Genomic DNA, 21,611 nt, shown 5'->3' with positions numbered 1-21,611 from the left:
GCGTGCGTGGCCGGCTCAGAGGCCGCCGAGGAGGCTCTCGAAGTCCGGGGTGGCGGCGAACGGGTCGGCCGGGCCGGTGCTCTCGCGCCGGGCGACCATGGCGGCGAGCTCGCGCCCGGCGCGGTCGATGCGGCGCGGCAGCCCGCCCCCGGCGTCGCTCTCGCCGGCGGCCCAGTCGTCGGTCGCGGCGAACACGGACGTCGTGGCGACGTCGGCCCGCAGGTAGGTGAACAGGGGCCGCAGCGAGTACTCGAGCGCGAGCGAGTGGCGGGAGGTGCCGCCGGTCGCGCCGAGCAGCACCGGCGTGCCGGTGAGCGCGTCCTTGTCGAGCACGTCGACGAACGACTTCAGCAGCCCCGAGTAGGTGGTGGTGAACAGCGGGGTCGCGACGACGATCCCGTCGGCCGCGTACAGGCGCTCCAGGACGCCGGCGAGGTCGCCGGTGGGGAACCCGGTGAGCATCGCGTCGACGACGGCGTGCGCGTGGTCGCGCAGCTCGACGGTCTCGACGTCGACGGCCAGCCCGTGCTCCTCGATGCCGCGGACGGTGGCCTCGGCGAGGCGGTCGGCGAGGAGACGGGTGGACGACGGCTTGGACAGGCCTGCCGAGACGACGACGAGGCTGCGGTCCGCGGTGCGGGTGGTTCCGGTCATGGGTGCTCCTGCGGGTGCTGCTCGAGAGGTGTGCGTGGGTGGGTGGGTCGTGTGGCCTCAGAGGCCGAACGACGCGCCGGCGCGGGCGGGCTCCGGCTCGGCCGGGTCGTCCTCGGCGGTGCGCCCGGTCCAGCGGTCCTCGGCCGGGCCGACGTGGCCGGCCGGTGCGGTGCCGGCGGCACGGGCTGCGGCGACGCGCTCGGCGTGGCTCGGCGGGCCGGCCGGGACGTGCGCGGGGCGCGCGGCCTCGGCCTCGCGGCGCAGGACCGGCACGACCTCGCCCGCGAGGAGGTCGATCTGCTCGAGGACCGTCTTGAGCGGCAGGCCGGCGTGGTCGATGAGGAACAGCTGGCGCTGGTAGTCCCCGACGTGCTCGCGCATCGCGCCGTACCGGTCGATGACCTGCTGCGGCGACCCGACCGTCAGCGGCGTCTCGCGCGTGAAGTCCTCCATGGACGGGCCGTGCCCGTACACGGGCGCGTTGTCGAAGTAGGGCCGGAACTCGTCCCACGCCTTCTGGGAGTCCTTGCGCATGAACACCTGGCCGCCGAGGCCGACGATCGCGGTGTCCGCGGGGCCGTGGCCGTGGTGCTCGAAGCGCTGGCGGTAGAACTGCACCATCTGCTTCGTGTGGCTCATGGGCCAGAAGATGTTGTTGTGGAAGAACCCGTCGCCGTAGTAGGCGGCCTGCTCGGCGATCTCGGGGCTGCGGATCGAGCCGTGCCACACGAACGGCGGCACGCCGTCGAGGGGGCGCGGCGTGGAGGTGAAGCCCTGCAGCGGGGTGCGGAACGTGCCTTCCCAGTCCACGACGTCCTCGGTCCACAGGCGGCGCAGCAGCGCGTAGTTCTCGACCGCGAGCGGGATGCCGTTGCGGATGTCCTGCCCGAACCACGGGTACACGGGGCCGGTGTTGCCGCGGCCCATCATGAGGTCCATCCGGCCGCCGGAGATCACCTGGAGCATCGCGTACTCCTCGGCGAGGCGCACCGGGTCGTTGGTCGTGATGAGCGTCGTGGACGTCGACAGGACGATGTTCTTCGTCACACCGGCGAGGTAGCCGAGCATCGTCGTGGGCGAGGACGGCACGAACGGCGGGTTGTGGTGCTCCCCCGTGGCGAAGACGTCCAGGCCGGCCTCGTCGGCGTGCCGGGCGATGGTGAGCATCGCGCGCACGCGCTCGGTGTCGTCCGGGGTCCGGCCCGTCGTGGGGTCCGTCGTGACGTCGCCGACGGTGAAGATGCCGAACTGCATGGTGTGCTCCCAGTGTCTCGGGCCGGTGCGATGCCTGTACCGATGTTCATGCGTTTGCATGTACAGGGCCGTCAACCGTGCACCCCCGGGGATTGTTCCCGCACGCCGTGGCGCGCCGGGCGCAGCGGCGGATCTCACGCCCCGACGATTTGCGTGCACCCCCGAAACCCGGGAGCCTGAGGTCCGCGACGCACCGTGGCGGACCCGGCGGACGGTGCGCGGACCCACCAGCGGTGCGCGCCGTCACGTTCACGGGACCTTCACCCCGCGTCGGAACACCCCATCACGACCAGGCGTTGCGTACTCGTAGACCGGGCACCCTCGCACCCCTCGGGGCGCCCCCACGACCCCGACGATCCTCTGGAGGACACCATGGCCGACCGTTCGCTGCGTGGCATGAGCATCGGTGCGAAGAGCATGGAGTCGGACGAGGGCGTCGACTTCGCGCCCCGCTTCCAGGCGCACTACGACTGCCCCAACGGCCACACCATCATCTTGCCGTTCTCGACCGACGCCGAGGTCCCCCCGGTGTGGGAGTGCCGCTGCGGCGCCGAGGCGCTCCTGCGCGACGCCGAGCGCCCCGAGCCCAAGGCCGGCAAGCCCGCCCGCACCCACTGGGACATGCTGCTCGAGCGCCGCACCATCTCCGAGCTCGAGGAGCTGCTCGACGAGCGCCTCGACCTGCTGCGCGCCGGCAAGCTGCGCCGCAGCGCCTGACCCCGGCCGCGACAGCCCGCGGCCCTCGCGACGGCCCGGCCCCCTCCCCGGGGGCCGGGCCGTCGTCGTCACCGGGGACCGGCACCACGGCACCACGGGCCTCGGAGCCCTAGCGCACCCGGGCGCGCGGCCGCGGGCACCCGAGCGCGCGCACCTGCTCCACCCGGCGCCGCACGCCCCACGCCGTGACCCTCCACAACGCCTCGGTCACGATCGCCCGGCTCATCTTCGACCGGCCCGCCGTGCGCTCGACGAACGTGATCGGCACCTCCACCACGCCGCCCCCCGCGCGCGCGACGCGCCACGCCATGTCGACCTGGAAGCAGTACCCGTGGGACGCGACCGTCGCGAGGTCCAGGGCCCGCAGCGCGCTCGCCCGGTAGGCGCGGAAGCCCGCCGTCGCGTCCCCCAGGCGCAGCCCCAGCGCGAACCGCACGTACGCGTTGCCGCCGCGCGAGAGGAGCTCGCGGTGCCACGGCCAGTTCTCCACCTGCCCGCCCGGCACCCACCGCGACCCGATGACCAGGACGGGCAGCACGCCGCCCGGCCCCGGCACGGCGAGCGCCGCCAGGAGCCGCGGCAGCTGCTCCGGCTGGTGCGAGCCGTCCGCGTCCATCTCCACCACGACGTCGTACCCGCGCCCCAGCGCCCAGCCGAACCCCGCGACGTACGCCGCGCCGAGCCCGTCCTTGCCCGTGCGGTGCAGCACGTGCACCGCCGGGTCGCTCGCCGCCACGGCGTCGGCCAGGTCGCCGGTGCCGTCCGGCGACGCGTCGTCGACCACGAGCACGTCGGCGTCCGGCACGGCCGCCCGCAACCGCTCGAGCGTGCCCGGCAGTGTCAGCGCCTCGTCGTACGTGGGAACGACGACGAGGACCCGCCCGGGTGCGACGCTCACCCCTGCTCCCCGTCCACGGTGCGGGCCCCCGAACCGGCCGCCCGGCCGCGGCGCTCGCGGACGCCGGCGACGACGCCGACGGCCAGCAGCGCGACGGCGAGCACCCCGACGACGACCGCGGGCGCGGCGCCGGCCCGCACCGCGGGCGTGAGGTCGGTGCGCAGCGGCAGGGACGCGACGAGCTGGTCGGCGGTGAACAGGCCGGTGCTCTGCAGGACCTCGCCGTCGGGGGCGATGACGCCGCTGACCCCGACGGTGGAGACCTGCACGGTGGCGCGGCCCGTGGTGACGGCGCGCAGCCGCGACATCGCGAGCTGCTGCGTGGACTCGGCCGTGTACCCGAAGGACGCGTTGTTGGTCGGGACGACGAGGACCTCCGCGCCGGACGTCACGGCGTCGCGCACGAGCTCCTCGTAGGCGACCTCGAAGCAGATGACGACACCGAGGGGGACGGTGCGGCCCAGGCGGTCGGCGTCGAGCTCCACGACGCCGGTCCCGGTGCCGGGGATCATGTCGATCGTCACGCGGTCCACCTGGGCGGAGAAGAGCCGCAGGAAGGACCGCATCGGCATGTACTCCCCGAACGGTGCGGGGTGCTGCTTGGCGTACCGGTCGACGACGCCGACGCCGGGCTCCCACAGCAGCGCCACGTTGTACCGCCCGCCGGTCGCGGGGTACTCCTGCGCGCCGACGAGGACCGGCGCGCCGACCTCGCGCGCCGCGTCGTCGATCGCGGCGGCGACGTCGGGCACCTCCTGCGGGTCGAGGTCCGAGCCGTTCTCGGGCCACAGCACGACGTCGAGCTCACCGGGCTCGACCTGGTCGAGCAGCGCGAGCGTGCCGTCGAGGTGGTTGTTCAGCACCTCGGCGCGGTTCGCGAACGACCCGAGCCCGGGCTCGGCGACGTCGCCCTGCACGGCCCCCACCTCGAGCGTCCCGGCCTGCGCGCGGTCGTCCAGCGGCACGAGCAGCGGCGCGGCGACGAGCACGGCCGCGGCGGCCAGCGCCGGGAGCGCGCGTCGCACCCGGGCCGCGCGCCCGCGGGTCCGCCACAGCGCGGCGGCCGCGACGGCCAGGAGCGACCCGACGAGCGCGACGAGCAGGGACACGAGGACCTCGCCGCCGAGCCACGCCGCACGACCCAGCGGGGAGCCCGCCTGGGAGAACGCGAGCCGCCCCCACGGGAACCCGCCGAACGGCACCTCGGTGCGCGCCTGCTCCGCGGCGACGAACAGCACCGCGAACGCGACACCCTGCGCCGCGGGGCGTCCGCGCAGCCACGGCCAGCGGCGCGCCCACACCCATCCGGCGCCGAGGGCGGCGACGAAGCACGCCTCCATCACCGACAGCGCCAGCCACGGCACCGTGTCGGTCGCCTCGTTCGCCCAGTACAGGTGGGGCAGGAAGAACGCCAGACCCCACGCGAGCCCGACGAGCGCGCCCCACCGGGCGTCGTCGCGCCGCAGGGCGCACAGCAGCAGCGCGACACCGACGAACGCCGCGGGCCACCACCCGCGGTCGGGGAACGCCGCGTCCGTCACCAGGCCGCCCGCCACGGCGCTCAGCAGCGACACCGGCCGCCAGTGCGCACGCGACCCGCCACGTCCCGTCGAGGGCCGGTGGGGCGACGAGGCCGGCCGCGGGGCCGGGTCGGTCAGAGGTGCGGGGGCGGGCACGGGTGCACCCTACGCCACCGACCTGCGCGGGCACCCAGGTGCAGCGGGCCCGCGCGCCCTTCGGCCCGTGCCACGCCGCCACCGGCGAGACACGTTTTCTATCGAGCGCGCGAGCCCGCCAGACGCCCGACGCGGGCACGCCGAGGGCCCGTCGATGGTGGCTGGTTCCCCCTGCGGCCGCCGGGGCCGGAACACGCTGTCGAACCTACTCGCGCAGCCCGCGCTGTCAACCCGCAGAAATCAGTCGAACGTGTCGAACAGGACGATCCCGTCCCGCACCGTCTGCAGGCACTGCGGGCGCGGCGCGTCGCCGCCCAGCTCGGGCAGCAGCGGCGTGCCCGCCCGCGCGTCGGTGCTCCACGACGACGTCGCCCGCCCCAGCGGCCCCTGCACCGCCAGGTGCTGCGCCCGCCACACCGCCAGGTGCGCCGGGGCACCCACGCGCAGCTGCCCCGCACCCGTGTGGTCCAGGCCCGCGATGCGCCACCCGCCGCGCGTGTGCGCCCGGAACGCCGCCCGCGCCGAGATGCGCTGGTCCGGGTCCACGTGCGACATCGCGGCCAGCACCCCCGCCCACGGGTCCAGCCGCGTCACCGGGGCGTCCGACCCGAACGCCAGCGGCACGCCCGCGCCCGCCAGGTCCGCGAACGGGCTCAGCCCCTCCGCGCGCGTCCGACCCACCCGCGCGGCGTACGTCCCGTCAGGGCCGCCCCACGCCGCGTCGAACGCCGGCTGGACGCTCAGGCTCACCCCGTACAGCAGCATCGTCGCCAGCGCCGTGGCGTCCACGAACAGCGCGTGCTCGACCCGGTGCCGCGCCGCGCGCACCACCGACGCCCCGTGCTCCTGCGCCGCGACCTCCAGGGCACGCACGAGCTCGTCCATCGCGCGGTCGCCGATCACGTGGAACCCGCCCTGCGTGCCCGCCGCCGCGACCGCCGCCATGTGGGCGCTGAGCTGCTCCGCCGTCAGGTACAGCTCCCCCCGCTCCCCCGGCACCGGCGCGTCCCGGTACGGCTGACGCATCGCCGCCGTGCGCGACCCGATCGACCCGTCGACGTTCAGGTCGCCGCCGATCCCCGTCAGACCCGGCACGTCCGCCACCAGGGCACGCGCGTCGTCACCCGTCGCGCACAGCTCCCCCCGGTACGCCACGACGTGCGCCAGCCCGCCCGCCGCGTCCCGCGTGAGGTCCAGCACCTCGCGCAGACCCGCCCGCGTGTCGATGTGCGGCGCACTCATCTCGTGCACCGACACGATGCCCTGCGCCGCCGCCGCAGCCAGCGCCGACCGGTACAGCGCCGTGCGCCGCGCCGGCGCCACCTCCCGCGCCACGTCCCGCGCCGCGTGGTGCGCCGCACCGACCACCCACCCCGACGCGTGCCACCCCGCCAGGCCCTCCAGGCCCGCACGACGCGCCAACGCCGACGACACCACCGCCGAGTGCACGTCCACCCGCGCCGCGTACACCGGCCGCCCGCCCGCGGCGGCGTCCAGCTCCTGAGCCGTCGGCGGGCGACCCTCCGGCCACGCCCGCTCGTCCCACCCGAACGCCAGCACGACGTCGTCGCCGCCCGCCGCCGCAGCGGCCCGCGCCACCGCGCCCAGCGCGGCCTCCAGCGACGTCACGCCGGCGCTCGCGGACAGGTCGACACCCGCCAGGGCGAGGCCGACCTCGAACAGGTGCACGTGCGCGTCGACGAAGCCGGGCGCCACGAGCGCGCCCTCGAGGTCGATCACCCGGTCGGCGCGGGCGGCGAGCCCGTCGGCGGTGTCGTTGGCGCCGATCCAGGCGATGACGCCGTCGTCGACGAGGAGTGCTTCGGCGAACGGGTCCGCCGCGGAGTGCACGACGCCGCCGCGGTAGAGGGTTGAGGTCACGATCCTTCACGATACCGCCACATTCGCGGGGTTCGTACCGCCGCGCCCGGTCCATTCCTCAGAGGCTGGAGTATGCGACGACGCCGCGGCGCAGCCGGTCGATCGCCTGGTTCGCCGTGCGGCGCAGCGCCGGGGTGGGGGCGGCGGTCGCGAGCTGGTCGAGCACGTCGATGACCTGCTTGCACCAGCGCACGAAGTCGCCGGCGGCGATCTCCGAGCCGCGCAGCACGGCGTCGAGGCTGCGTCCCACGGCCCAGCGGTGCACGGCGGCCACCAGGCCCAGGTCGAGCTCCCCGGTGGCGTCGAGACGGTGCTCGCTCTCGAGGTCGTCCACCTCGGACCACACGCGCACCGTCGCGTCGAGCGCGCGCGCGAGCAGCCCGTGCGGGCCGCCGGGCACGTACGGCTCGGCCGGGTCGTCGCGGCGCCCGGAGTACACGCACGTGGACACCACGGCGGCCAGCGCGGGGGCGTCGAGGTCGTCCCACACGCCGCGGCGCAGGCACTCGGCGAGCAGCAGGTCGTTCTCCGCGTACAGGCGGCGCAGCCACCGCCCGTCGTCCGTGACGCGCAGCTCCGTGCCGTCGCCGCCGGCCCTGCCGGCCCCGCCCTCGGAGCCGTCGTCGGCGGGGTGCTCGAGGTAGCCGAGGGTGAGCAGGACGTCGCACGTGCGGTCGAACAGCTTCGCGATCGACCCGGTGCGGCCCTCGACGCGGCCCACGAGCCGGTCGTGCTCCTTCTTCAGCCGCTGCCACCGCTCGGCCCACCGGGCGTGGTCCTCCCGGTCGGGGCAGCCGTGGCAGGGGTGGGCGCGCAGCTGCGCGCGCAGGCGCGCGAGCTCGGCGTCGTCGGCGGCCGCGGACCGGCCGCGCGGCCCCCGGCCGGGGCGCGTGCCCGGCTCCTCGAGCGCGCCGAGCGCGTTGCGCAACGACGACGCGAGGTCGCGCCGGTGGGCGGGCACGCGCGGGTTGAACGTCTTGGGGATCCGGACGCGCGCGACCGTGCGCACCCCGCCGGGCGCGTCGGCCACGGTGAGCTTCTTCACGGCGCGGTCCTGCGTGAGCACGGTCGGGCGGGGGCCGTCGAACCCGGCGCCCTCCCCCGGGTCCAGCACGACGACGTACCCGGCGCGGCGCCCGGACGGCACCTCGACGACGTCGCCGGGCCGCAGCCGCTCGAACGCCGCCACCGTCTCGGCGCGCCGCGACCGGCTCGCCGCGCGGGACAGGTCGGCCTCGCGGTTCGCGATGCGGCGGCGCAGGGCGGCGTACTCGCCGAAGTCGCCCAGGTCGCACGTCATGGCCTGCGCGTACCCCTCGAGGGCCTCGGCGTGCGCCTGCGCCTGCTTCGCGAGCCCGACGACGCCGCGGTCGGCCTGGAACTGCGCGAACGACGTCTCCAGCACGTCGCGCGCCCGCTCGCGCCCCACCTGCGCGACGAGGTTGACCGCCATGTTGTACGTGGGCCGGAAGCTCGAGCGCAGCGGGTACAGGCGCTTGGACGCCAGGCCGGCGAGGTGCACCGGGTCGAGGCCGGCGTGGTCCACGACGACGGCGTGCCCCTCGACGTCGATGCCGCGCCGCCCGGCACGCCCGGTGAGCTGGGTGTACTCCCCGGGGGTGACGTCGACGTGCGCGGACCCGTCCCACTTCACGAGCCGCTCGAGCACGACGGACCGCGCGGGCATGTTGATGCCCAGCGCGAGGGTCTCCGTGGCGAACACGGCCTTGATCAGGCCCCGGCAGAACAGCTCCTCGACGGTCTCCTTGAACACCGGCAGCATCCCGGCGTGGTGCGCGGCGACGCCCCGCGCCAGCGACTCGCTCCACGTCCAGTACCCGAGCACGTCGAGGTCCTCGGACGGGATCGCGGCGGTGCGCTCCTCCGCGACCCGCCGGATCTCCGCCTCCTCCTCGGGCGTCGTCAGGCGCAGCCCTGCCGTCAGGCACTGCGTCACGGCGCCCTCGCACCCGGCGCGCGAGAAGATGAAGTAGATCGCGGGCAGCAGCCCGTCGGCGTCGAGGGCGTCCACCACGGAGAACCGGGACGGCGTGCGGCGGGAGAACCCCGACCGGTCCGGCCCCGGGCGGCGCCCGCCCCGGCCGCGGTACCCCCGGTCGCCCGGGCCGCGTCCCCGCCCGCCCGGACCGGACGTGCCCGTGCGTGGCGCGGCGCGGAACGCGGCCAGCAGGTCCGGGTTGATGGGCGGGTTCACGCCCGGGTCGGTGGGGTCGACGTGCCCGGCGTACAGGTCGAGCAGCTCGGCACCCAGGCCCGGGCGGCCGGGCTCGCGCTCCGCGCGGGACCCGCCGGCCGCGACGAGGACGTGCTGCCACAGCGGGACGGGGCGGCGCTCGCTGACGACGACGGTGGTGTCGCCGCGGACCATCTCGAGCCAGTCGCCGAACTCCTCGGCGTTCGACACGGTCGCGGACAGGGACACGAGCTGGACGTCGTCGGACAGGTGGATGATGACCTCTTCCCACACCGGTCCGCGGAAGCGGTCGGCGAGGTAGTGCACCTCGTCCATGACGACGTACCCGAGGCCGTCGAGCGCGGTGGAGCCGCCGTAGAGCATGTTGCGCAGCACCTCGGTCGTCATGACGACGACGGGCGCGTCGGCGTTGATGGAGGTGTCGCCGGTGAGGAGGCCGACGTGGTCGGCGCCGTGGCGGCGCGCGAGGTCGGCGTACTTCTGGTTGGACAGCGCCTTGATGGGGGTGGTGTAGAACGCCTTGCGGCCGGTGGCGAGGGCGAGGTGGACGGCGAACTCGCCGACGACGGTCTTGCCGGCGCCGGTGGGGGCGGCGACGAGGACGCCGCGTCCTTCCTCCAGGGCCTGGCAGGCGCGTTCCTGGAAGTCGTCGAGGGGGAAGTCCAGGACGCGGCGGAACTCGGCGAGGCGGGTGCGGGTCGCGGCCTGGCGGGCGCGGGACGCCGCGTACCTGGCGGCGGGCGAGTCGGCGGGCGTGTCGGCGGCCGTCATGGGGTCAGCCTACGTTTCGTGGCCCGCCTCGCCGGTCAGCGCGCCGCGCCGCCGGGGTTGCCGTCGGGGTGGAGCACGGTGAGGGCGCCGGGGACCACCTCGGCGCGCAGCGGCATGGGGCCGAGGTGCTCGCCGTCGGCGAAGGCGTGCGGTGGCGGTGCGCCGGCGTCGGTGGCCTCGATCGTCACGGCGCGGGCGCGCAGGGTGCCGACGCCGGGACGGTGCAGGTGCCGCCCGGCGTACATGCCGGGGAAGGTGGTGGCCGCGTGCCACCGGGTGAGGGGGCCGGCGAGGACGACGTCGAGCAGGCCGTCGTCGAGTGCGGCGTCGGGGGCGATGCGGATGCCGCCGCCGATGCGGGGGCCGTTGGCGACGGCGACGAGCGCGCCCGGGGACTGCCACACGAGGGGTGCGGTGCCGGGTCCGGGCGTGGGCGCGTCCTCGGCCTGCAGGGGGACGCCGGCGACGACGTCGGGCGGGGGGTCGCCGTCGGGGGCGGTCGCGCCGTGGAGGGTGACGCGGTACCCGTAGGGGCGGTAGCGGGCGATCTCGCGCAGCGCGGAGCGGGCGTAGCGGGCGCGGCCGCGGGGCCAGGCGGCGGCGTTGGCGTGGGCGTTGACGGCGGCGTCGACGCCCGCGGACAGCACGCCGGCGTACCAGCGGGGCGCGGGCAGGTGGGGTCCGGTGACGCGGACGGCGTCGAGGTGTCGCACGCGGGAGCGGGTGACGGCGTCGAGGAGGGCGTCGACGCACGGGGTGGCGGCGCCGGTGGGCAGGCCGGCGGCGTGGGCGAAGTCGTTGCCGGTGCCGACGGCGACGACGCCGAGCGGGACCCCGGTGCCGGTGACGGCGTTGACGCCGAGGTGGACCATGCCGTCGCCGCCGACGACGACGAGGGCGTCGACGCTCCCGCCGCGCACGGCGGCGTCGGCGGCCTCCTGGGCGAGGGGGTGGCTGGGGGCGCCGAGGTGCAGGACGTCGTGCCCGGCGGCGTGCAGGGCGTCGGCGGTGCGTCCGCCGGCGGCGGCGCCACGCCCGTGGCCTGCGGTGGGGTTGACGACGAGCCCGACGGTGCTCACGGGAGGTCCACGCGCCGCGGTGGGCGCGCGGGGGGCGCGGCGGTCACAAGGCGAGCCGTGCGGCGTCGCGCTTGTCGACGCGGCGGTCGTGCAGGACCGACAGTCCGTAGGCGGCGAAGTAGAGCGCGCAGATGGGCAGCGCGACCCAGAACATGGTGAGCACGTCCGGGGTGGGCGTCATGATCGCGGCGAACAGGAACGACACGAGGACGGCCCAGCGCCACCCCGCGATCCAGGTGGAGGCGCGCACGACGCCCATCATGTTGAGCGCGACCATGATGACGGGGACGAGGAACGCGATGCCGAACGCGAGCATGAGCCGCATGACGAACCCGAGGTACATCTGGGCGCCGATGAGGTTGGACGTGCCGGCGGGGACGAACTCGTTGAGCAGCGCGACGGCGCGCGGCAGCAGGTACCAGGCGAGGGCGATGCCGGCGAGGAAGAGCGGCACCGCGGCCGCGATGAAGCCGAACGCGTAGCGCTTCTCGACGCTGGTCAGGCCCGGGGTGATGAACGCGAACAGCTGGTAGAGCCACCACGGGCTCGACAGCAGCACCCCGAGGAAGAGGGAGACCTTGACCTTCATGTCGACGGCGGTGGCGACCCCGTCGAAGTTGAGGCCGATCAGCGCGTCGCGGCGTGCCGCGGCCTCGAGGAGCGGCTCCTGCAGGACGGTGAAGACGCTGTCGTAGACGATCCACCCGACGACGGCGCCGAGCACGATGCCGATCGCCGACAGGACGAGGCGCTTGCGGACCTCGACGAGGTGCTCGCGCAGCGGCATCCGTCCCTCGGGGTCACGGGACGAGCGTGACACCGACTAGACCTTCGGGCCGGTGCCGTCCTGGGTGGACGACGCCGTGCTCCCCGACACGTTCGTGGCGCCACCGGTCGTGGCGCTGCCTGTCGCCGTGGTGCCGCTGGTGGTCCCGGTCGCCGTGGTGGAGCTGGTCGTCCCGTTCTGAGGGGTGTCGTCGTCGTCGCGCAGCTCCTTGACCTCCTTCTTGAAGATCTTGAGCGACTGCCCGACGCTGCGTGCGAGGTCCGGCAGGCGGCGCGAGCCGAACAGCAGCACGACCAGGAGGATGAGCACGACGATCGTCGCGGGGTGACGGAGGATGTTCACGAGGGGAACCTACTACTCGTTGGCGACAGTGACGACGGTGTTCTCACCCCATCATAGGTGACCGCCCGGGCGCGGTGGGGACGTCGGGTGCGGCCTCGGCGCGTGCGGGCGGGTCAGGCGTTGAACCGGCGCCACCGGGCCCACACCTGCTCGTCGCGGCGGCGCCGCTCGTCGCGGCGGTCGGCGTGGTCGGCGCGCAGCGCGTGGACGCGGTGGCGCAGCTCGACGGGGTCGTCGAACAGGGTGGGTGCGGTCGACGGCTGCTGGGCCTCGAGGCGGCGGGAGAGCTCCTCGGCCTTCGCGCCGAGCTCGCTCGCGACCTGCGACGCGCGCGACAGCTCGCGGCCGAGCTCGCGCACCGAGCGCCACAGGCGCCGGCCGAGGAGGAACGCGCCCACGAGCGTGCCGGCGACGAGGAGCGTCCACACCCAGAACCACATGCCGCTCACCCTAGCGACTCCGGCGCTGCGGGCGCGGGGTCACGCGTCCGGGAGGTCGGCGGGCAGGTCGGCGTAGGCGGCGAGCGCGGCCCTCGCGACCTCGCGGACGTCGTCGGCGACGGACGCGGGCTCGACGGACAGCACGTGAGGGGCGCGCGCGAGCAGCAGGCGGCGCAGCCACACCGGGTTGGTCACGCGCAGCCGTACCTCGAACGACCCGTCCGGCAGGTCCCGCACCGACTCGACCGGCACCTGCTCCGCGACGGCGCGCGCCGGGCTCGCGAGCACGATCGTGGCCGTCGGCGCGTCCCCGGCCGGGGCGAAGTCGACGTCGGGGTCGACGTCGTGCCCCTCGACGGGGACGCCGAGCTCGACCGCGTCCAGGACGCGGTCGACGCGGAACGTGCGCCGCCCCTGGGAGCGGTGGCACCACGCGAGCAGGTACGCGTGCTCGTCCTGGGTGTGCAGGCTCACGGGGTCGACCTCCCGCACGGACTCCTCGTCCACGGCGGTGACGTACCGGATGCGCAGGCGGTGCCCGGCCGCCAGGGCGCTCGAGATCGCCGCGACGACGCGCGGGTCGCCCTCGGGCGCCAGGCGCACGTCAAGCGCGGCCGCCGCCTCGCCGGTGGCGTCGGTGAGCTTGCGCAGCGCCGACTCCACGACCCCCGCCCGGCCCGGGTCGGCCTGCACCGCCGCCGTCTCCCGCATGGCCCGCAGCGCCGCGACGAGCGCGACCGCCTCCCGGGTGCCCAGCCGCAGGGGCCGCGTCATGCCGCGCGCCTCCGTCAGGCGCACCACGCCCCGCTCGATCGAGTCGGCGTCGAAGTCGATGAGGTCGTCCGGCCAGTACCCCGGCGTGCCCGACACCCACAGGGCGTCGACGTCGTCGAGGACCTGGCGCTCGCTGACGCCGAAGTGGCGGGCGAGCTCGTCCACCGGCACCGGTCCCGCGCCGTCGAGGTAGGCGACGATGCCCAGCAGGCGCACCAGCCGGTCGTCCGCACGCTCAGCCACGGCCCTCCTCCCCCGCCCCGCCGACCGCGGCGGCCTCCCGCAGACGCCGCACCACGACGTCGCGCAGCTCCGGCGGTCCCAGCACGAGCACCGCGTCGCCGTACCCGACGACCTCCTCCGCGAGAGCGGCCCGCACCGAGAACGGGACCTCGAGCACGTCGCGCCCCGCACCGCTCGACCCGGCCGCCGCCCCCGCCGGCACCGAGCCCACGACCGTGCCGCGCGCCCGCAGCGCCGCCGCCCGCTCGGGCACGACCGCCAGGCGCGCCACCCCGGCCGCGCCCCGCCCGCCCAGGAACGCGTCCACGTCCACGTCGACCGGCACCTCGAACGCGTCCCGCGGACCCGTCGCCCGCACACGCCCCTCCACCCGGCTCAACCGGTACGACCGCGGCGCCTGCCGGTCCACGTCGAACCCCACCAGGTACCACCCGCCCCGCCGCGCCGCGATCCGCCACGGCTGCACCCGGCGCGGGCGCACCTCGCCCGTGCTCGCCGCCCGGTACGTGAACGACACCACCCGCCGCTCCGAGATCGCGTCCAGCAGCGGCCCGTACGCGTCACCCACCGCCCGCACCCGCGGCACCAGACCCGTCACCGCGTCCATCGCGGTCTCCCCCGCACCGGCCGCACGCAGCTTCGTCAACGCCCGCGAGATGTCCGTCCGCAACGTCTTGTCCTGCCAGAACTGCGCCGCCAGCGCCAGCACCCCCAGCTCCGCGGGCGTCAGGTCCACCGGCGGCAACGCGTACGCGTCCTGGTCGATGCGGTACCCCACCTCGTCCGCGTGCCCGCCCGCGTCGACCGTGACGATCGGGATCCCCAGGTCCCGCAACGTGTCCTTGTCCCGCTCGAACATGCGCTCGAACGCGTCCGGCGACGGCGCGTCGCCATACCCCGCCACGCTCCTGCGGATCTGCTGCTTCGTCATCGACGCGTTCGTGTTCACCAGCGCGATGACGAGGTTCAGCAACCGGGCAGCAGGGTTCGACGGCGCCACCTGCGACGCGCTACGGGAGGACAGGGCTTCGGACATCGGGCACCACGCTAGCGCTCGATAGGGTGAGCGGCGTGATCACGTGGCGGACCGGGACAGTGGTGTCGGACGGACGGGCCTGGCCCGGCGCGCAGGAGCTCACCGTCGACCTCCACGAACCCCTGCCCGGACGCACCGACGACACCACCGTGCGCGCCCTCGCCTACACCGAACTCGTCGGCACCCCCGCCCCCGGAGACGGCGTCCTGCTCAACGTCTCCGCGCTCGCCCGCGGCCTCGGCACCGGCGGCTACGCCCTCGTCGTCGGCCCCGCCGCCCCCGGCACACCCCTGCCTCCCGACCCCGCCCCCGGACCCGGCCACCTCGTCAAGGCCCGCTACACCCCCCTGCAGGCCCTCGTCCTCGGCGTCGACGAGCAGGAGTCCCCCCACCACGACACCCTGCGCTACGCCGACGACCTCCACGGCCTGCCCGTCGTCGTCGCCGACCTCCACTCCGCCCTGCCCGCCGTCGTCGCCGGCGCCCGCCACGCCGCGGCGCTCGCGGGCCGTCCCGCGCCCCGTGTCGCGTACGTCATGACCGACGGGGGCGCCCTGCCCGCCGCGTTCTCCCGGACCGTCGCGACCCTGCGGGAGACCGGCTGGGTCGACGCGTGCGTCACCGTCGGCCAGGCGTTCGGCGGCGACCTCGAGGCGGTCACCGTGCACACCGGCCTCCTCGCCGCGCGCCACGTCCTCGGTGCGGACCTCGTGGTCGTCGCCCAGGGGCCCGGCAACCTCGGCACGGGCACCCGGTGGGGCTACTCCGGCGTCGCCGCGGGCGAGGCCCTCAACGCGGCCGCCGTCCTGCGCGGCCGCCCCGTCGCGTCCCTGCGCGTCTCCGGCGCCGACCCGCGCGACCGCCACCGCGGCGTGTCCCACCACTCCCTGACGGCGTACGGGCGCGTCGCCCTCACCGCCGCGGACGTCGTCGCCCCACAGCCGGTGCCCGACGTCGAGGCCCTCCCGGGGTGGGGCACGGCCCTCACGGACCTCGTCGACCGGCAGGCCTCCGCCCTCACCACGCCCACCGGGCGCCACCACCGTGTCGACGTCCCCGTCGACGCGTCCCTGCTGGACGCGCTGCGCGCCGCGCCCGTGCGCCTGTCGACCATGGGCCGTGGGCTCGACGACGACCCCGCCGCGTTCCTCACGGCCGCCGCCGCCGGCGTCCACGCCGAGCGCCTCGCCCGGGCATGACCACGGACCAGGGGGCACGGCGACGGCTCGTCCTCGTCGTCGCCCTCACCACCGCGGTCCTCGCCGCCGCCGCGACCGCACCCCCCTGGACGTGGAGCACTCCCGGCTGGCTCGGGCGCCTCACCAGCCCCACCGACCCCCTCCCCCCGCCCGAGCCCGTCGTCGCCACCACCGCCCCGACGGAGACGCTCGCCCCGACCGACCCCGGCGGCGTCGGCATCGGTGACGTCCTGCTCGCCCTCACCGGCCTCGGCCTCCTCGTCCTCGTGCTGCTCCTCACCCGCGCCCTCGTCACCGCCGCGCGCCGCGGCACCCAGGGCGCCGCTCCCGCCACCACCGCCCCCGGCACCGCCGTGCACGCACCCGACGACACCACCGCCCGGCTGCGCGACGCCGTCCACCACGCCGAACGCCACCTCACCCCGCGCGTCCCACCGCGCGACGCCGTCGTCGCCGCCTGGGTCGCCCTCGAGGACGCCGCAGCGCGCGCCGGGACGCTCCGCGACCCCGCCCAGACGCCCACCGAGTTCACCGTCGCCCTCCTGGGCCGCACCCCCGCCGACCCCGACGCCGTCACCACCCTGCGCCGCCTGTACCAGCGCGCACGGTTCGCCCGCGCCGCCGTCACCACCACCGACGTCGACGCCGCACGCGACGCGCTGCGCCGCCTGGCCGCCGACCTCACCGTCGACCCCGCCGTCGACCACCCCACGGGCGACGACGCATGAGCCGTCGCCCGCCCGCCCGCACCCACCTGCCCGCACCCGTGCGCCGCGCCGCCCCGGCCGCGACCCTCGTCGTGCTCGCCACCGCAGGACTCGTCACCGTCGGCGCCTCCCCCGCGCACGCCCTCGCCCTCGGCGCAGCCGGCCTCAGCGCCGTCCTCCTGTGGTTCGGCACCGCGAACGCCCCCGACCACACCTGGCCCGACCTGCCCGACCCCGAACGCCACGGCGCCCGCCGCGACGTCGCCGAGCTCGGCTGGGGCGTCGTCGGCAAGGACGGCCGCGCCAACGGCCGCGCCACCCGCCGCGTCCGCGACCTCGCCGAACGCCACCTCGCACACCACGGGAACCCCGGCGACCTCGCCGACCCCGACGTCGCCCGACGCGCCGCACCGCTCCTCGGCCACCACGTCGCCCACGGCCTGCACACGCACGCGACCCACGGCCGCCTCCCCACGCAGCACGAGCTCCACACCTGGATCGACGCCGTCGAACGCCTCGCCACCCAGCCACCCCACGAAGGGACCACCCGGTGACCCAGAGCCCGAGCCACGACGACCCCCGAGACGCGCACCCCCTGCCCGTCACCGACGTCGCCCAGCACGGCCGTCGCATCCTCGACGAGGTCGCCACCGCCGTCGTCGGCATGCGCGAACCCCTCACCCTCGCCCTCGCGACCGTCCTCGCCGGCGGCCACGTGCTCCTCGAGGACGTCCCCGGACTCGCCAAGACCCTCGCCGCCCGCAGCCTCGCCCGCGCCCTCGGCCTCGACTTCGCCCGCCTCCAGTGCACCCCCGACCTCCTGCCCTCCGACATCACCGGCTCCACCGTGTTCGACCCCGCCACCCGCACCTTCGAGTACCGGCCCGGCCCCGTCTTCACCGGCCTCTTCCTCGCCGACGAGATCAACCGCACCGCACCCAAGACCCAGTCAGCCCTCCTCGAAGCCATGGCCGAACGCCAGGTCACCGTCGACGGACGCACCCACCGCCTCCCCCGCCCCTTCCACGTCGTCGCCACCTCCAACCCCGTCGAGTACGAAGGCACCTACCCGCTCCCCGAAGCACAGCTCGACCGGTTCATGGTCCGACTCTCCGTCGGCTACCCCCACCGCGACGACGAACGCGACGTCCTCGCCCGCCGCATCGCCCGCCGCCACGACGAACCCACCGTCGACCAGGTCGTCGACCCCACCACCGTCCTCGCCATGCAAGCCGGCGTCGAAGCCGTCGACATCGACCCCGACGTCCTCGGCTACTGCGTCGACCTCGCCGCCGCCACCCGCACCCACGACGCCCTCGAGGTCGGCGCCTCACCCCGCGGCTCCCAGAACCTCGCCCTCCTCGCCCGCAGCGTCGCCGTCCTCGACGGCCGCGACCACGTCCTCCCCGAGGACGTCAAGCGCGTCGCCGTCCCCGTCCTCGCCCACCGCCTCACCCCCACACCCGCCGCCTGGGCCGCCGACCTGCACCCCGAGACCGTCGTCCGCACCCTCCTCAGCACCGTCCCCGGACCCGCCACCGTCAGCACCGGCACCCCCGGATGAGCACCCCCGCACCACCCACCCCGTGGGGCACCACCACGGCGCTCGCGGCCGGCGCCGCCACCGGCGTCCTCCTGCTCGCCGTCGGGCTCGTCCTCGGCCGAGCCGACGTCGCCCTCCTCGGCGTCCCGGCGCTGATCAGCGCCACCTGGGGATGGACCCACCGCCCGGAGGCCCCCGTCACCGCCGAGGTGCACGACGACCCCGACGCGCCGCCCGGCACGCTCGGCGCCCGCCTGCACCTCCACGGCCCCGCGGGGGCGCAGACCGTCCGCGTCCGCGTCGTCGCACCCGGCGGGGAGACGGCCGAGCGCGTGCTCCACCTCACCGGCGGCGCGCGCGACGTCGGCGTCCGCGCACGGTCCGCACGCACCGGTGCACTGCCGGCGTTCCGCGTCGACCTTCTCGCGTACGGGGTGGAGGGCGTCCAGGAGCACGGGCCCGTCACGACCACCGGTGCCCCGCTGCTCGTGCTGCCCCGCCCCGCGGCGCTGCGCGACCTCCCGAGCTCGCCACGGCTGCGCGGCCTCGCCGGCCCCCGCACGTCCCGCCGTCCCGGCGACGGCAGCGAGCTGCGCGACGTCGCCGCGTTCGGACCCGGGGACAGCGCGCGCCGCGTCGACTGGCGCGCCACCGCCCGCCGGTCGCCCGACCTCGACACCCTGTACGTCCGCCGCACCTACGGCACCGCGGAGGCCACCGTCGTGCTCGTGGTCGACTCGCGCGACGACGTCGGGTCCGACCTGACCACGTGGGGCGCCGGCGCACCGCGCCACGACGAGCCGACGTCGCTCGACCTCGCCCGGCACGCCGCCGCCTCCGTCGCGCAGACCGTGCTCGACGCAGGCGACCGCGTCGCCCTCGACGACCTCGGCCGGCTGCACCGCCCCGTGCGCCCGGGCGGCGGACGCCGACACCTGCGCCGCGTCCTGCACGGGCTCGCGCTCGCCCGGCCCGTCGGCGAACCCTCGGCACGCCTGCGCGCCCCCCAGGTCCCCGCCGGGTCCGCCGTCTACGTCTTCTCCACCCTCCTGGACGACGGCGCCCCACGCCTCGCGCGGCAGTGGCACGACGCCGGCCACGTGGTCGTCGTCGTCGACACGCTCCCTCCCGTCTCCCTCGCCGACGCCGAACCACGCGTCACCGTCGCCTGGCGCATCGCCCGACGGGAACGCGAGGACCGCGTCGCCACGCTCCGCCGTGCCGGCGTGGACGTCGTGCGCTGGACCCCGCACCTCCCCGGCCGTCACGACGGACGCGTCGGCCCGACGGAGCCCGACCGACCGCACGACGACACCCTCGGACCCGCGACGGCCCTCCACCTCGCCGCACGCCGGCGCAGCCGCGACCGCCGCACCACCACGACCGCGAGGAACGCTCGATGAACGTGCTCACCGAGCGGCTGCACCGCCGCGGCAGGACGACGCACCGGCCGGCAACCGTCGACGTCGACACCCACCGCAGCACCGGCGGCCTCGCCGTGCGCCTCGTGCTGCTGGTCGTCGCCACCGCCTACGCCGTCGTCGCGCTCGCACCCGTGGACACCGACGCCGCGACACGCTGGGCCGTGGCCGCCGCAGCCGGAGCCCTCGTCGCCTGGCTCTGCACCCCGCCCGCCCCGCACGTGCTCGTCGTGCTCGGCGGCCTGGCGCTCGCGGGCCAGGCCACGGCGTTCTCGCCCGCGGTCCTGGTCCTCGTGCTGCTCGCGCACCTGCTGCTGCGCGTCGCGTGGTGGGCCGCGCACGTACCCCTCGGGTCCCGCGTCGAGGTGCGAGCGCTGCTGCCCGACGTCCGGCGGTTCGCGGTGATCCAGACCGCGGTCCAGCTCGCAGGCGTCGCGCTGCTCCTCGTCGCCGGCACCGCGACGTCCCCGGTCGTGCTGGCCGCCGGCGGCGCCGCCCTGCTCGCGCTCACGGTCGTGCTGCTGCGCGGACGCTGACGGGTCGCCGTCGGGCGTGCTCGTCGCTCGACCTGCGAAGCGCACCGCGGCGCACCAGGATGGTGACGACGGAGCCGATCGCCCGTCCGCCGCACCCGCGGCGCGCGCACCGACACGAGGAGGCGCCACCACATGGCTGCTCGCACCGACCTGCCGAAGTACACCGTCCCGTCGCTCACGCCCGAGGAGGGCGCGAAGCTCGCCGGGATCCTCCAGGAGCGCCTGCACGCGCTGAACGACCTCCAGCTCACGCTCAAGCACATCCACTGGAACGTCGTCGGGCCGCACTTCATCGCCGTGCACGAGATGCTCGACCCGCAGGTCGACGCCGTCCGCGCGATGGTCGACGCCATCGCCGAGCGGATCGCGACCCTGGGCGTCTCGCCGCTCGGCACCCCCGGTGCCATCGTCGCCGGCCGCACGTGGGAGGACTACTCGCTCGGCCGCGCCTCGACGATCGCGCACCTCGGCGCCCTCGACGAGGTGTACGTCGGTGTGATCACGGACCACCGCGCGGCGGCGACCGCCACAGAGGAGCTCGACGACGTCACGAACGACCTCCTCATCGGTCACCTGCACGAGCTCGAGCTCTTCCACTGGTTCGTCCGCGCGCACCTCGAGTCCTCCGGCGGCGACCTGTCGACCGCCGGCGAGTCCACCGAGACCGGCGCCGCCTCCAAGGCGGAGGACGCCGCGAGGCGCGAGGTGTAGGCTCCGGCACCCCGCACCTCCCGGACGGGCCGTCTCCGCGACAGCGGGGCGGCCCGTCGGCGTGTCGGCCCAGTGGTGCGAGGTCCTCCTGTCCTGGGCTGTGGGTGCGGTGTCGGGTCAGGGCGAGGATCTGGTTGTGCGCTTGGCACACTATTTATCTCACTCCTGACATCAGCGGCACACGAGGCTACGTTCGGGCGCATGACCATCTCGCCCCGGCAACCCGTCCGCCAGCTCCGGCTCGTCGTCGAGGCGGAGGACTACGACGCCGCCCTGGCGTTCTACCGCGACGTCCTCGGCCTCCCCCAGCGCGCCGCCTACGCCCAGGGCGACGACGAACGGGTGGCGATCCTCGACGTCGGCCACGCCACCCTGGAGATCGCGAACCCGGCCCACAAGCGTGCCATCGACGACGTCGAGGTGGGGCGCCAGGTCGCCGGCCACCTGCGCGTCGCGTTCGAGGTGGACGACGCCGCGGCGACGACCGACCGCCTGGTCGACGCGGGCGCGGAGCTCGTCGCTCCCCCGACCCGTACGCCCTGGGGCTCGCTCAACTCACGCCTCGACGCGCCCGCCGGACTCCACGTCACGCTCTTCCAGGAGCTCGGCGGCGAGGAGGGCGTCCCGCCCGGCGTCCGCACCGAGGCCGGGCCCGACGGCTCCGCCGGGACCGTCCGCACCTGACGCCTCGACCCACGCGCGCCGCACCTGCTCGAACCGCGTGGGC

Annotated in this window: 21 protein-coding genes; 9 read left to right on the top strand and 12 right to left on the bottom strand. The window is 76.0% G+C overall.

From position 1 onward, the window contains the following. Positions 1 to 15: 15 nt before the first annotated feature. Positions 16 to 654, bottom strand: a complete 639-nt coding sequence (locus ACFTZA_RS04905) for an FMN reductase (RefSeq protein WP_378191371.1) — start codon at positions 652 to 654, stop codon at positions 16 to 18. Between the two features lie 57 nt (positions 655 to 711). Continuing rightward, on the bottom strand, positions 712 to 1,908 hold the full coding sequence (locus tag ACFTZA_RS04900) for an LLM class flavin-dependent oxidoreductase (RefSeq protein ID WP_378191369.1): 1,197 nt from the start codon (positions 1,906 to 1,908) through the stop codon (positions 712 to 714). A gap of 372 nt (positions 1,909 to 2,280) precedes the next feature. On the opposite strand from ACFTZA_RS04900, the gene ACFTZA_RS04895 reads away from it, so the two are divergent. Next, complete coding sequence (locus ACFTZA_RS04895; RefSeq protein WP_069387551.1) at positions 2,281 to 2,625, top strand: RNA polymerase-binding protein RbpA; 345 nt, start codon at positions 2,281 to 2,283, stop codon at positions 2,623 to 2,625. 109 nt (positions 2,626 to 2,734) lie between these two features. Here ACFTZA_RS04895 and ACFTZA_RS04890 read toward each other — a convergent pair whose 3' ends face one another. The 10 genes from ACFTZA_RS04890 to ACFTZA_RS04845 all read right to left on the bottom strand — a co-directional run bounded on the left by ACFTZA_RS04890 (position 2,735) and on the right by ACFTZA_RS04845 (position 14,767). After that, on the bottom strand, positions 2,735 to 3,523 hold the full coding sequence (locus tag ACFTZA_RS04890; RefSeq protein ID WP_378191367.1) for a polyprenol monophosphomannose synthase: 789 nt from the start codon (positions 3,521 to 3,523) through the stop codon (positions 2,735 to 2,737). Then, positions 3,520 to 5,097, bottom strand: a complete 1,578-nt coding sequence (gene lnt, locus ACFTZA_RS04885; RefSeq protein ID WP_378191365.1) for an apolipoprotein N-acyltransferase — start codon at positions 5,095 to 5,097, stop codon at positions 3,520 to 3,522. The genes ACFTZA_RS04890 and lnt overlap by 4 nt, the downstream gene beginning before the upstream one ends. A gap of 342 nt (positions 5,098 to 5,439) precedes the next feature. Further along, a complete protein-coding gene (locus ACFTZA_RS04880) occupies positions 5,440 to 7,080 on the bottom strand; it encodes an amidohydrolase (RefSeq protein ID WP_378191363.1) in 1,641 nt (546 codons plus the stop codon). A 58-nt stretch (positions 7,081 to 7,138) separates the two neighbouring features. Then, positions 7,139 to 10,066 carry a DEAD/DEAH box helicase gene (locus ACFTZA_RS04875; RefSeq protein ID WP_378191361.1) on the bottom strand — a complete coding sequence of 976 codons (2,928 nt, stop codon included), beginning with the start codon at positions 10,064 to 10,066 and terminating at the stop codon, positions 7,139 to 7,141. 35 nt (positions 10,067 to 10,101) lie between these two features. After that, positions 10,102 to 11,145: a diacylglycerol/lipid kinase family protein gene (locus tag ACFTZA_RS04870; RefSeq protein WP_378191359.1), complete on the bottom strand. Its 1,044-nt coding sequence runs from the start codon at positions 11,143 to 11,145 to the stop codon at positions 10,102 to 10,104. Between the two features lie 43 nt (positions 11,146 to 11,188). Continuing rightward, on the bottom strand, positions 11,189 to 11,965 hold the full coding sequence (gene tatC, locus ACFTZA_RS04865) for a twin-arginine translocase subunit TatC (RefSeq protein ID WP_378191357.1): 777 nt from the start codon (positions 11,963 to 11,965) through the stop codon (positions 11,189 to 11,191). Positions 11,966 to 11,968: 3 nt separating this feature from the next. Further along, positions 11,969 to 12,274 (bottom strand): Sec-independent protein translocase subunit TatA, encoded by a 306-nt coding sequence (tatA, locus tag ACFTZA_RS04860; RefSeq protein WP_378191355.1) that lies wholly within the window; start codon positions 12,272 to 12,274, stop codon positions 11,969 to 11,971. A gap of 113 nt (positions 12,275 to 12,387) precedes the next feature. Next, positions 12,388 to 12,714 (bottom strand): hypothetical protein, encoded by a 327-nt coding sequence (locus ACFTZA_RS04855; protein ID WP_378191353.1) that lies wholly within the window; start codon positions 12,712 to 12,714, stop codon positions 12,388 to 12,390. Positions 12,715 to 12,753: 39 nt separating this feature from the next. Continuing rightward, on the bottom strand, positions 12,754 to 13,731 hold the full coding sequence (locus ACFTZA_RS04850; RefSeq protein ID WP_378191351.1) for a helix-turn-helix transcriptional regulator: 978 nt from the start codon (positions 13,729 to 13,731) through the stop codon (positions 12,754 to 12,756). Continuing rightward, the gene (locus ACFTZA_RS04845; protein ID WP_378191349.1) at positions 13,724 to 14,767 is read right to left on the bottom strand and encodes a helix-turn-helix transcriptional regulator; all 1,044 of its coding nucleotides are present in this window, start codon (positions 14,765 to 14,767) and stop codon (positions 13,724 to 13,726) included. The genes ACFTZA_RS04850 and ACFTZA_RS04845 overlap by 8 nt, the downstream gene beginning before the upstream one ends. A gap of 35 nt (positions 14,768 to 14,802) precedes the next feature. Between ACFTZA_RS04845 and ACFTZA_RS04840 the strand changes: the two genes are divergently transcribed. The 8 genes from ACFTZA_RS04840 to ACFTZA_RS04805 all read left to right on the top strand — a co-directional run bounded on the left by ACFTZA_RS04840 (position 14,803) and on the right by ACFTZA_RS04805 (position 21,568). Continuing rightward, positions 14,803 to 15,966, top strand: a complete 1,164-nt coding sequence (locus ACFTZA_RS04840) for a DUF3866 family protein (RefSeq protein ID WP_378191347.1) — start codon at positions 14,803 to 14,805, stop codon at positions 15,964 to 15,966. Next, positions 15,963 to 16,694 (top strand): DUF4129 domain-containing protein, encoded by a 732-nt coding sequence (locus tag ACFTZA_RS04835; RefSeq protein ID WP_378191345.1) that lies wholly within the window; start codon positions 15,963 to 15,965, stop codon positions 16,692 to 16,694. The genes ACFTZA_RS04840 and ACFTZA_RS04835 overlap by 4 nt, the downstream gene beginning before the upstream one ends. Beyond that, positions 16,691 to 17,227 carry a hypothetical protein gene (locus ACFTZA_RS04830; protein WP_378191343.1) on the top strand — a complete coding sequence of 179 codons (537 nt, stop codon included), beginning with the start codon at positions 16,691 to 16,693 and terminating at the stop codon, positions 17,225 to 17,227. The genes ACFTZA_RS04835 and ACFTZA_RS04830 overlap by 4 nt, the downstream gene beginning before the upstream one ends. Then, the gene (locus tag ACFTZA_RS04825) at positions 17,224 to 18,237 is read left to right on the top strand and encodes an AAA family ATPase (protein WP_378191342.1); all 1,014 of its coding nucleotides are present in this window, start codon (positions 17,224 to 17,226) and stop codon (positions 18,235 to 18,237) included. The genes ACFTZA_RS04830 and ACFTZA_RS04825 overlap by 4 nt, the downstream gene beginning before the upstream one ends. Then, positions 18,234 to 19,619: a DUF58 domain-containing protein gene (locus ACFTZA_RS04820; RefSeq protein ID WP_378191341.1), complete on the top strand. Its 1,386-nt coding sequence runs from the start codon at positions 18,234 to 18,236 to the stop codon at positions 19,617 to 19,619. Before ACFTZA_RS04825 ends, ACFTZA_RS04820 begins: the two co-directional genes overlap by 4 nt. Continuing rightward, positions 19,616 to 20,173 carry a hypothetical protein gene (locus tag ACFTZA_RS04815; RefSeq protein WP_378191339.1) on the top strand — a complete coding sequence of 186 codons (558 nt, stop codon included), beginning with the start codon at positions 19,616 to 19,618 and terminating at the stop codon, positions 20,171 to 20,173. The genes ACFTZA_RS04820 and ACFTZA_RS04815 overlap by 4 nt, the downstream gene beginning before the upstream one ends. 132 nt (positions 20,174 to 20,305) lie before the next feature. Next, positions 20,306 to 20,884 carry a Dps family protein gene (locus tag ACFTZA_RS04810; RefSeq protein WP_378191337.1) on the top strand — a complete coding sequence of 193 codons (579 nt, stop codon included), beginning with the start codon at positions 20,306 to 20,308 and terminating at the stop codon, positions 20,882 to 20,884. Between the two features lie 201 nt (positions 20,885 to 21,085). Then, positions 21,086 to 21,568, top strand: a complete 483-nt coding sequence (locus tag ACFTZA_RS04805; RefSeq protein WP_378191335.1) for a VOC family protein — start codon at positions 21,086 to 21,088, stop codon at positions 21,566 to 21,568. The last annotated feature ends 43 nt before the right edge of the window (positions 21,569 to 21,611 follow it).

Origin of the sequence: Cellulosimicrobium sp. NPDC057127, from assembly GCF_042670945.1 — a bacterium.
GTDB lineage: Bacteria > Actinomycetota > Actinomycetes > Actinomycetales > Cellulomonadaceae > Cellulosimicrobium.
The sequence above is the reverse complement of the archived record's forward strand: the minus strand, read 5'-3'. Positions and strand labels throughout refer to the sequence as shown.